Raw genomic sequence first — 10,799 nt, forward strand, 5'->3', positions numbered from 1 at the left:
GCCGCCGCCGTCGCCGCCGTAGCCGGCCAGCCGCGTGGCGGCCTGCGCCGACTGCCAGCGGATCGCGCCGCCGCCGTCGACGATCACGGCTGCGCGCGCATCGAGCTCGAGCACGGTGTCGGCGTAGCGCTGCGCGCGCGAGCGCTGCACGTGGGCGGCGATCCGCGCGCACACCTCCTCGGGCCGCACCGGCTTGGTCACGTAGTCGATGCCGCCCACCCGGAAGCCCTGCACCACGTGCTCGCTCTCGGCCAGCGCGGTCATGAAGATCACCGGCAGGTGCGCGTGGCGCGCGTCGAGCTTCAGGCGCCGGCAGGTCTCGAAGCCGTCGAGCCCAGGCATCATCGCGTCGAGCAGCACCACGTCGGGCGTGACGCGCGCGAGGCACTTCAGCGCGTCGTCGCCGCTCAGTGCGACCAGCACCGCGTAGCCGTCGGCGCGCAGCGTGTCGGACAGCAGCGCGAGGTTGTCGGGCGTGTCGTCGACGATCAGCACGACCGGGCGGTTGCCGAGCACGCCGGGCAGGGCGGCGTCGGGGAGCGGGCGCGCGGCGTCAGTCATCGGCGCCGAGCGGGAGGCGGTCAAGCTCATGCTCGAATTCCTTCAGTTGGAACAGTTCGGCGCGTGCGCGCAGCGCGGCGAGCGGGGCGGCCAGCGCCGGACGTCGGGCCACGGCTGCGTCGAGCGCCTCGATCAGGCCCTGCACGTAGCCGACGTCGAGCAGCGCCTTCAGTTGCGCGTGCATCGAGCGGGGCAGGCACGGGGCGTCGTTTGCCGTGGAGGATGCGGGCGTCGGCAACGCCTCGACGTAGGCCGGCGACGCCGGATCCGTGGCCGCATCGTCCAGGCTCGCCTCGGTCACCGCGTCCGCGCGCGCCCATTCGAGGCGCAGCAGCGCCGCGAGCTTGTCGAGCAGCACCGGCACCTGCACCGGCTTGACGAGGTAGTCGTCGCAGCCGATCGCGATCGCGCGTTCGCGATCGTCGGCGAACGCGTTGGCCGACAGCAGCATGATCGGCGCCGACGAGATCCGCCGCTCGCGGATCAGTCGGCTGGTTTCGTAGCCGTCCATGTCGGGCATCGAAATATCCATCAGGATCGCGTCGGCCGCGCGCGTGCCGAGCCAGCGCAGCGCGTCGATGCCGCTGCCGGCCTCGACGATCTCGAAGCCGAGCGGCGCGAGCATCTGCACGACGATCGCGCGCTGGTCGGGCAGGTCGTCGACGATCAGCAGCGTGCGCCGCGCGCCGCGATAGCCGCGGATGTCGGCCAGTTCGGTGCGCGCCGGGGCGGCGGTGCGCACGGCCGGCGCGTACACCTTGACGACGAAGCGCGTGCCGCGCCCGACCTCGCTGTCGACGTCGAGGCTGCCGCCCAGCGCGTGCGTGAGCAGATTGCAGATGGTCAGCCCGAGCCCCGCGCCGTGATCGTGCGCGCTGGCCGCCTCGCCGCGCTCGAACGGCAGGAACAGCCGCGCCATCTGGTCGGCCGGAATGCCGGGGCCGGTGTCGATCACCTCGAACGTCAGCGTGTCGAGCGCATGGCCGACGCGCAGCGTCACGCCGCCCGTCTGCGTGAAGCGGATCGCGTTGCCGATCAGGTTGGTCAGGATCTGGCTCAGGCACTTCTGGTCCGACTTGACGGTGGGCGGCAACCAGCCGGCCGGCTGCACGACGAATTCGATCGCCTTCTCGACGGCCTGCGGGCGCAGCATCGCCGTCATCTGCGCGAGGAATTCGGGCAGCGCGATCGGCGCGACGTTCAGTTGCAGCTTGCCGGCCTCGATGCGCGCCACGTCGAGCAGGCCGTCGACCAGCGCGAGCAGGTGCTCGCCGCTGCGGTGGATGGTGCGGATCGCGTTGAGCCGCGCGGGCGGGATGTCGTCGCGCGCCTGCAGCAGCAGTTGCGCGTAGCCGAGGATGCTGTTCAGCGGCGTGCGCAGCTCGTGGCTCAAGCCCGTCACGTAGCGGCTCTTCGCGCTGTTGGCCGATTCGGCGGCGGCGCGGGCGCGCTTGAGCGCGGCGTCGGTTTTCTGGTGCGCATCGATCTCGAGCATCAGCAGCTCGGTCTGGCGCTGCGATTCCTCCTGCGTGACGCGTCGGTTCTCGCGTTCGAGCACCAGCCACCACGCGGCGATGCAGCCGATCAGCGACAGCGCGACGAACACCTTCACGTAGCTGCCCGTCACTTCGCGCCAGGCCGGCGAGCCGGGCGCCGCGAGCGTGTCGGCGCTCTGCGACCAGATCAGGTAGAGCACCGTCGCGAGCAGCACCAGCATCGCCAGCACGATGCCGAGGTAATGCGCGAGCCGCACGCCGGTCGCGCCGAGCCGCGCGTTCGGGAACAGCCGGTGCAGCGCGCGGTCGAGCTGCGAGGCGATGCGCGCGTGCGGCTTGCAGCGGTCGTTGCAGCGCGAATCGAGCGAACAGCACAGCGAGCAGATGGTGCCGCCGTAGGCCGGGCAATACGCGGTGTCCTCGTGCTCGAACGCGTTCTCGCAGATCGCGCAGCGCCGCAGCGCGGCCAGCGGCCCGAGCGGCGCCGGCTCGGCCTGGCGCGCGAGGTAGTAGCGCCCGCGCGTGAGGATCGCGATGGCCGGCGCGCAGACGAACGCCACGCCGAGCGCGATGAACGGCGACATCGCCTGCGCCAGCTCGCCGAACGCGCCGCCGTGCGCCAGCATCGCCGTGACGGCGGCGATCGCCATCGCGCCCACGCCCACCGGGTTGATGTCGTACAGGTGCGCGCGCTTGAACTCGATGTCGCGCGGGCTGTAGCCGAGCGGCTTGTTGACGACCAGATCGGCGAACAGCGCGCCCACCCACGCGATCGCCACGTTCGCATACATCGACAGCACCTTGCCGATCGCATCGAACACGCCCATCTCCACCAGCAGCAGCGCGATCAGCACGTTGAACACGAGCCACACCACGCGGCCCGGATGGCTGTGCGTGAGCCGCGCGAAGAAATTCGACCAGGCGAGCGAGCCGGCGTAGGCGTTGGTCACGTTGATCTTCAACTGCGAGACGATCACGAACAGCACCGCGGCCGGCACGGCCCAGGCCGCCAGCCCGAGCGGGTCGAGCAGCAGGTGATAGGCGACCAGATACATCTGGGTGGGCTGCACGGCGTGCGCCACGTCGATCTCGTGCTGGATCGCGATGAACGCGAGAAATGCGCCGCCGAGCATCTTGAGCGCGCCGGGCACGATCCAGCCGGGGCCGGCCGCGAGCAGCGCGATCCACCAGCGCCGGCGGTTCGTGCGCGTGAGCGGCGGCAGGAAGCGCAGGTAATCCACCTGCTCGCCGACCTGCACGATCAGCGCGAACACCACGGTGGCCGCCTGCCCGAACGCGATCAGGCTGAACGCGCGGCCTTCGGGCGCGAAGCCCGCGAACGTAGCCCATTCGCGCAGCAGCTCCGGGTGGTGCCACAGCATCGCCGCGTAGGGCAGCACGAACAGCACGAGCCACAGCGGCTGCGTCCAGCTCTGCAGCCGGTTGATCAGCGTGATGCCGAACATCACGATCGGAATCACCACCAGCGAACTGATCACGTAGGCGAGGCCGATCGAAATCGGAAACATCAACTGGAGCGCGAGCGACATGATGGCCGCCTCCAGCGCGAAGAAGATGAACGTGAAGCTCGCGTACAGCAGCGACGTGACGGTCGAGCCGATATAGCCGAAGCCGGCGCCGCGCGTGAGCAGATCCATGTCCACGCCGTGGCGCGCGGCGTAATAGCTGATCGGCAGGCTCGTCAGCCAGATCAGCATCGACACGGCCGCGATCGCGCACACCGCGTTGGTGAAGCCGTAGTCGACCACCAGGCTGCCGCCGATCGCCTCCAGCACGAGGAACGACACCGCGCCGATCGCGGTGTTCGCGACCCGGAATTCCGACCAGCGCCGGAACGAAATCGGCGTGTAGCGCAGCGCGTAATCCTCGAGCGTCTCGTCGCCGACCCAGGCGTTGTAGTCGCGCCGCACCTTGACGATGCGCTGCGTGCTGGGGCGCGCCGCGTGCTCGGGGGCCGGTGCGGGGCTCGGGTGCGTCGATGCCATCTCGGGTGATCCAGGTTGGTGCGTCCGTGGCGGGAGGCATGCGTCACGCAAGTTACATTCCAGGCACGGGTCGGGATATACGTCAATCGACGTATTCCGATCGTTTATTTGGCTTCCTACATTTCGCCTCACACGCCGGCCACGGTTCGCCGGCGGTGCGACCCGACAAGGAGAATGTGATGTCCGTAGACGATCGATTCGATGACGAAGCCCCGTCGCCGCTGCGCCGGCGCCTGATCGGCGGCCTCGCCGCCGCGCCGCTGATGGCGCTCGGCCTGCCGCGCGCCGGTTATGCGCAGACGCCGCCGACGGCCAAGGTCAACACGACCCGGCTGGCCGTCACGGACACCACGGTGACGGTCGGCCAGCTGCACTCGGCCACCGGCACGATGGCGATCTCCGAGACGGGGTCGATCCAGGCGGAGCGGCTCGCGATCGAGCAGATCAACGCGATGGGCGGCGTGCTCGGCCGCAAGATCCAGATCATTCAGGAAGACGGCGCGTCCGACTGGCCGACGTTCGCCGAGAAATCGAAGAAGCTGCTGGAGAACGACCACGTGGCGGCCGTGTTCGGCTGCTGGACCTCGGCCTCGCGCAAAGCGGTGCTGCCGGTGTTCGAGAAGGACAACGGGCTGCTGTACTACCCGACGTTCTACGAAGGGCTGGAGCAGTCGAAGAACGTGTTCTATACCGGCCAGGAAGCGACCCAGCAGATTCTCTGGGCGCTCGACTGGGCGTCGAACACCAAGAAGGCCAAGAGCTTCTTCCTGATCGGTTCGGACTACATCTGGCCGCGCACCTCGAACAAGATCGCGCGCCGCCACATCGAGCAGCACCTGCACGCGAAGGTGGTGGGCGAGGAGTACTACCCGCTCGGCACCACCGATTTCTACTCGCTGATGAACAAGATCAAGCTGGCGCGCCCGGACTGCATCTTCGCGACCGTGGTGGGCGGCTCGAACGTGGCGTTCTACAAGCAGCTCAAGGCGGCCGGCATCACGCCGCAGAAGCAGTTCCTGCTGACGCTGTCGGTAACCGAGGACGAGGTGCTCGGCATCGGCGGCGAGAACTTCGCGGGCTTCTTCTCGTCGATGAAGTACTTCGAATCGCTCGACAACGACAACAACAAGAAATTCGTGCAGGCGTTCAAGGCGCGCTACGGCCAGAAGGCGGTAATCGGCGACGTCACGCAGGCGGCCTACCTCGGGCCGTGGATCTGGAAAGCGGCCTGCGAGCGCGCCGGCAGCTTCGACGTGGACAAGGTGGTGGCCGCCTCGGCCGGCATCGAGCTGAAGAACGCGCCGCAGGGCTACGCGAAGGTCGATGCGAACCATCACCTCTGGAGCCGCTCGATGATCGGCGAAGGCCAGCCGGACGGCCAGTTCAAGGTGGTGGCGCAATCGGCCGAGCCGATCCAGCCGAACCCGTTCCCGAAGGGCTACATGTAAGCCGGCGCGGGGCCGCGAGGCTCCGCATGCCGCGTCACGCGCATGGCGGCGGCCGCCCGGGCCGCCGCGCGAGGAGGTTTCCAATGTCCGCTACCGACATTTTCAATATCACGCTGATGCAGGGCTTCGCCGGCCTGAGCCTGTTCAGCGTCCTGCTGCTGATGGGCCTCGGCCTCGCCGTGATCTTCGGCCAGATGGGCGTGATCAACATGGCCCACGGCGAATTCATGACGATCGGCGCGTACACCGTCTATCTGTTCTCGTGGTGCGCGCAGAACGTCTGGCACGCGATCACGCCGGTGTATTTCTTCATCGCGATCGTGGCGGCGTTCTTCATCGCGTTCGCGGCCGGCTGGCTGGCCGAATGGGCGCTGATCCGCCATCTGTACCGCCGCCCGCTCGACACGCTGCTCGCCACCTGGGGCCTGAGCCTCGGGATGCAGCAGGTGTTCCGCTCGACGTTCGGCCCGAAGGAGGTCAGCCCGCAACTGCCCGACTGGCTGATGGGTTCGTGGGAGCCGTCGCAGGGCCTCGACATTCCCGTCAGCGGCATGTTCGTGATGGGGCTGGCGCTGGTCATGACGGGCGGGCTGCTGCTCGCGCTGTACCGCTCGCGCTGGGGCCTGCGGGTGCGCGCCACGGTGGCCAACCGGCCGATGGCGAACGCGGCCGGCATCAACACGCGGCTCACCGACCGGATGACGTTCGCGATCGGCTGCGGCGTGGCGGGCGTGGCGGGCGCCGCGTTCACGGCGATCGGCTCGACCGGGCCGACCAGCGGCTCGCTCTACATCGTCGATTCGTTCCTGGTGGTGACGTTCGGCGGCGCGGCGAGCCTGCTCGGCACGGTGGCCTCGGCGTTCGGCATCGCGCAGATGCAGTCGATCAGCGAGTTCTTCCTGTCCGGCTCGACGGCGCGCGTGCTGACGCTGCTGACCGTCGTGATCATCCTGATGCTGCGCCCGCAAGGCCTGTTCGCCTCGAAGGTGCGGCGCGCCTGACGCGCCGCGACGAATCGCATCGACCGTTCAACCGCATCCCGTACTTCCGACCGGAGAAGGACCATGGAACCCATCCAATCCGCGGCGGGCGAGCTCGTCTCGCCAGCCGCCCCCGCCAAGCCGGGCGGCTGGCGCGCGCTGGCGCGCCGCGCCGACGCCTCCGGCTACGCCGGCATCGTGCTGCTGGCGATCCTGATCGTCGTGGTGTTTCCGCTCGCGCTCGACGCGTTCCGCCTGAACCTGATGGGCAAGTATCTGACCTACGCGTTCGTCGCGGTCGGCCTGGTGATCGCCTGGGGCTACGGCGGCGTGCTGAGCCTCGGGCAGGGCGTGTTCTTCGGCCTCGGCGGCTACGCGATGGCGATGTTCCTGAAGCTCGAGGCGTCCGATCCGATCTCGACGAAGACCCAGACCACGCCCGGTATTCCCGACTTCATGGACTGGAACCAGTTGACCGCGCTGCCGGGCTGGTGGCAGCCGTTCCATTCGCTGCCGTTCGCGATCCTCGCGGTGCTGGCGGTGCCCACGCTGCTGGCGTTCGTGGTGGGCTTCGCGATGTTCAAGCGGCGCGTGGGCGGCGTGTATTTCGCGATCATCACGCAGGCCGTGGCGCTGATCCTGTCGGTGCTGATCATCGGCCAGCAGGGCTATACGGGCGGCGTGAACGGCATCACCGACCTGCGCACGCTGCTCGGCTGGAGCATCCAGTCGAACCCGGCCAAGTACGTGCTGTATTTCGTCAACGCCGCGCTGCTGATCGCGGCCATGCTGGCCTGCCGCTGGGTGCAGCGCGGCAAGCTCGGCACGCTGCTGCTGGCGATGCGCGACAAGGAGGATCGCGTGCGCTTCTCCGGCTACGACGTGGCGATGTTCAAGGTGTTCGCGTTCTGCGTCGCGGCGCTGCTCGCGGCGGTGGGCGGCGCGATGTTCACGCTGCAGGTGGGTTTCATGTCGCCGTCGTTCGTCGGCATCGTGCCGTCGATCGAGATGGTGATCTACGCGGCGGTGGGCGGGCGCATGTCGGTGGCGGGCGCGGTGCTCGGCACGATCCTCGTCAATCTCGGCAAGACCTGGTTCTCGGAGAGCTTCCCGAACCTGTGGCTGTTCCTGATGGCGGCGATGTTCATCGGCGTGGTGATGGCGTTCCCGAACGGCCTGGCCGGGCTGTACGAGGCGCACGCGCGGCCGCGGCTGCGGCGCTGGCTCGGCGAGCCGGCCAAACGGGAGGCCTGAGATGAGCAATACCGACTTCCTGCTCGCGGTCGAGGACCTGACCGTCTCGTTCGACGGCTTCAAGGCGATCGATTCGCTGAACCTCTATCTCGAACGCGGCGAACTGCGCGTGGTGATCGGCCCGAACGGCGCCGGCAAGACCACGCTGCTCGACCTGATCTGCGGCAAGACCCGGGAGACGGCCGGCAGCATCAAGTTCCGCAACGAGGAAATCACGCGGCTGGCCGAGTTCCGGCGCGTGCGCAAGGGCATCGGCCGCAAGTTCCAGACGCCGTCGATCTACGAAAACCTGTCGGTGTCGCAGAACCTGGAGGTGTCGTTCCCGCGCGGGCGCGGCGTGTTCGGCGCGCTGGCGTTCCGGCGCGACAGCGCGGTGACCGACCAGGTGCAGGCGGTGGCCGAGGAAATCGGCCTGGCCGCCGCGCTCGACATGGAGGCGGGGCTGCTGTCGCACGGCCAGAAGCAGTGGCTGGAGATCGGCATGCTGCTGATGCAGGACCCCGAACTGCTGATGCTCGACGAGCCGATCGCCGGCATGAGCGCGAAGGAGCGCGAGATCACGGCCGAGCTGCTGGGCCGGATCTGCCGGCAGCGCTCGATGATCGTCATCGAGCACGACATGGCGTTCGTCGAGCGCATCGCGCACAAGGTCACCGTGATGCACCAGGGCAGGATTCTCGCCGAAGGGCCGATGGCCACGGTGCAGGCGGATCCGCGCGTGATCGACGTCTACCTGGGCCACTGAAAAGGAGGAACCCGACATGCTCGAAGTCGACGATCTCGTCGTCAGTTACGGCCAGAGCGAGGTGCTGCACGGCATCGGCTTTTCGGTCGGCGCCCGCGAAAGCGTGGCGGTGATGGGCCGCAACGGCATGGGCAAGACCACGCTGTTCAAGTCGCTGATCGGCATGCTGCCGGCCAGCCGCGGCACCGTGAAGGTGGGCGGCGCGGATGTCTCGAAGGACGAGAGCTTCCGGCGCGTGGCCAGGGGCATCGGCTACGTGCCGCAGGGCCGGCAGATCTTCGCGTCGCTGACGGTCGAGGAGAACATCCGCACCGGCCTGGAGAACGCGCGCTCGCAAACCGTGCCCGACGAGCTGTACGCGCTGTTCCCGGTGCTGTTCGACATGCGCCGCCGCAAGGGCGGCAACCTGTCCGGCGGCCAGCAGCAGCAACTGGCGATCGCGCGGGCGCTGGCCACCGATCCGAAGGTGCTGCTGCTCGACGAGCCGACCGAAGGCATCCAGCCGTCCGTGATCAAGGACATCGCCCGCGCACTGAACCAGATCCGCGCCTCGCGCGACATCGCGATCGTGGTGTCCGAGCAGGTGCTGAGCTTCGCGCTCGAGGTGGCCGACCGGCTGTTCGTGATCGAGGGCGGCCGTTTCGTTCACCAGAGTACCCGCGAGGCCGGCGACACCGACCGCATTCGCGAATACCTGTCCGTCTGACGGCGTGCGCGCCGTCATCGTCCACCGCAGCACCGAGGAGCGTGCGAAATGCCTGAAACCCTGATCAAGGTCGACCTGAACCAGTCCGCCTACGAGAACGCGCAAGTCCACAACCGCTGGCACCCCGACATTCCGATGGCGTGCTGGGTCAAGCCCGGCGACGACTTCGTGCTCGAAACCTACGACTGGACGGGCGGCTTCATCAAGAACGACGACAGCGCCGACGACGTGCGCGACATCGACCTGTCGATCGTCCACTTCCTGTCCGGCCCGGTAGGCGTGAAGGGCGCCGAGCCGGGCGACCTGCTGGTGGTGGACCTGCTCGACATCGGCGCGAAGGCCGACAGCCAGTGGGGCTTCAACGGCTTCTTCTCGAAGACCAACGGCGGCGGCTTCCTGACCGACCATTTCCCGTCGGCGCAGAAGTCGATCTGGGATTTCCACGGCATGTACACCAGCTCGCGCCATATCCCGGGCGTGAACTTCGCGGGGCTGATCCACCCGGGCCTGATCGGCTGCCTGCCCGATCCGACGCTGCTCGAAACCTGGAACGCGCGCGAGACGGGCCTGATCGCCACCGATCCCGGGCGCGTGCCGCCGCTGGCGAATCCGCCGTTCGCGGCCACCGCGCACATGGGCAGCCTGAGCGGCGACGCGAAGGCGAAGGCCGCGGCCGAGGGCGCGCGCACCGTGCCGCCGCGCGAGCACGGCGGCAACTGCGACATCAAGGATCTGTCGCGCGGCTCGAAGGTGTTCTTCCCGGTGTACGTGGACGGCGCGGGGCTGTCGGTCGGCGACCTGCACTTCAGCCAGGGCGACGGCGAGATCACGTTCTGCGGCGCGATCGAGATGGCCGGCTGGGTGCACATGCGCGTGAACCTGATCAAGGGCGGCATGGAGAAATACGGCATCCGCAATCCCGTGTTCCAGCCGAGCCCGATCACGCCGAACTACAACGATTACCTGATCTTCGAGGGCATCTCGGTCGACGAATCGGGTGGCCAGCATTATCTGGACGTGACCGTCGCCTATCGCCAGGCCTGCCTGAACGCGATCGAATACCTGAAGAAGTTCGGTTACTCGGGCGCGCAGGCCTATTCGCTGCTCGGCTGTGCGCCGGTACAGGGGCATATCAGCGGCGTGGTCGACATCCCGAACGCGTGCGCGACGCTGTGGCTGCCCACGCAGATCTTCGATTTCGACATCCGGCCGAACGCGCAGGGGCCGGTGCGGCACGTGACGGGCGACGTCGATCTGCCGATCTCGTTCGACCTCGTCAAGGCCTGAGCCCGGAGCGCCCGACATGCCGATCTACGACTTTCACTGCGAGGCCTGCGGGCCGTTCGTCGCGATGCGCGCGATCGCCGAGCGCGACCGGCCCGCGCCGTGCCCGGCGTGCGGCACGATCGGCGCGCGGCGGCTGACCGCTCCCGCGCTGGCGCTGCTGGCCGGCGAGCGGCGCGTCGCGCACGCCACCAACGAGCGCGCGGCGCATCCGCCGGCCCAGTCGGGCCAGCGCGGCGGCCGCCGCCACCGGCCCGGCTGCGGCCGCTGTTCGTGCGCGGCGGCCGCGCTGCCCTGCCCGGGGGGCGGCGGCCGGCTT

The 10,799-nt window shown here is 68.7% G+C and carries 9 protein-coding genes; 7 read left to right on the forward strand and 2 right to left on the reverse strand.

All coding sequences use genetic code 11. The annotated features are described in order from the left end of the window. The coding region (locus G3N92_RS25345) for a response regulator (protein ID WP_206130351.1) at nucleotides 1-561 on the reverse strand (561 nt) is incomplete at its 3' end. Further along, nucleotides 554-4,063, reverse strand: a complete 3,510-nt coding sequence (locus G3N92_RS25350; RefSeq protein ID WP_206130343.1) for an ATP-binding protein — start codon at nucleotides 4,061-4,063, stop codon at nucleotides 554-556. The genes G3N92_RS25345 and G3N92_RS25350, both read right to left, overlap by 8 nt. Before the next feature lie 179 nt (nucleotides 4,064-4,242). On the opposite strand from G3N92_RS25350, the gene urtA reads away from it, so the two are divergent. The 7 genes from urtA to G3N92_RS25385 form a co-directional block, all read left to right on the forward strand. Next, nucleotides 4,243-5,511 carry an urea ABC transporter substrate-binding protein gene (gene urtA / locus G3N92_RS25355; protein WP_206130344.1) on the forward strand — a complete coding sequence of 423 codons (1,269 nt, stop codon included), beginning with the start codon at nucleotides 4,243-4,245 and terminating at the stop codon, nucleotides 5,509-5,511. Between the two features lie 83 nt (nucleotides 5,512-5,594). Then, complete coding sequence (gene urtB, locus G3N92_RS25360; RefSeq protein ID WP_206130345.1) at nucleotides 5,595-6,512, forward strand: urea ABC transporter permease subunit UrtB; 918 nt, start codon at nucleotides 5,595-5,597, stop codon at nucleotides 6,510-6,512. A gap of 63 nt (nucleotides 6,513-6,575) precedes the next feature. Then, on the forward strand, nucleotides 6,576-7,745 hold the full coding sequence (gene urtC, locus G3N92_RS25365; RefSeq protein ID WP_206130346.1) for an urea ABC transporter permease subunit UrtC: 1,170 nt from the start codon (nucleotides 6,576-6,578) through the stop codon (nucleotides 7,743-7,745). 1 nt (nucleotide 7,746) lies between these two features. Continuing rightward, a complete protein-coding gene (gene urtD / locus G3N92_RS25370; RefSeq protein ID WP_206130347.1) occupies nucleotides 7,747-8,490 on the forward strand; it encodes an urea ABC transporter ATP-binding protein UrtD in 744 nt (247 codons plus the stop codon). A gap of 16 nt (nucleotides 8,491-8,506) precedes the next feature. Beyond that, on the forward strand, nucleotides 8,507-9,196 hold the full coding sequence (urtE, locus tag G3N92_RS25375) for an urea ABC transporter ATP-binding subunit UrtE (RefSeq protein ID WP_206130348.1): 690 nt from the start codon (nucleotides 8,507-8,509) through the stop codon (nucleotides 9,194-9,196). A 48-nt stretch (nucleotides 9,197-9,244) separates the two neighbouring features. Then, entirely contained in the window at nucleotides 9,245-10,483 is a 1,239-nt protein-coding gene (fmdA, locus tag G3N92_RS25380) for a formamidase (protein WP_206130349.1), read from the forward strand. Between the two features lie 16 nt (nucleotides 10,484-10,499). Beyond that, a partial coding sequence (locus G3N92_RS25385) for an FmdB family zinc ribbon protein (RefSeq protein WP_206130350.1) occupies nucleotides 10,500-10,799 on the forward strand: 300 nt, incomplete at its 3' end.

This window comes from Burkholderia sp. Ac-20379 (genome assembly GCF_017104645.1).
Taxonomy (GTDB): Bacteria; Pseudomonadota; Gammaproteobacteria; order Burkholderiales; family Burkholderiaceae; genus Burkholderia.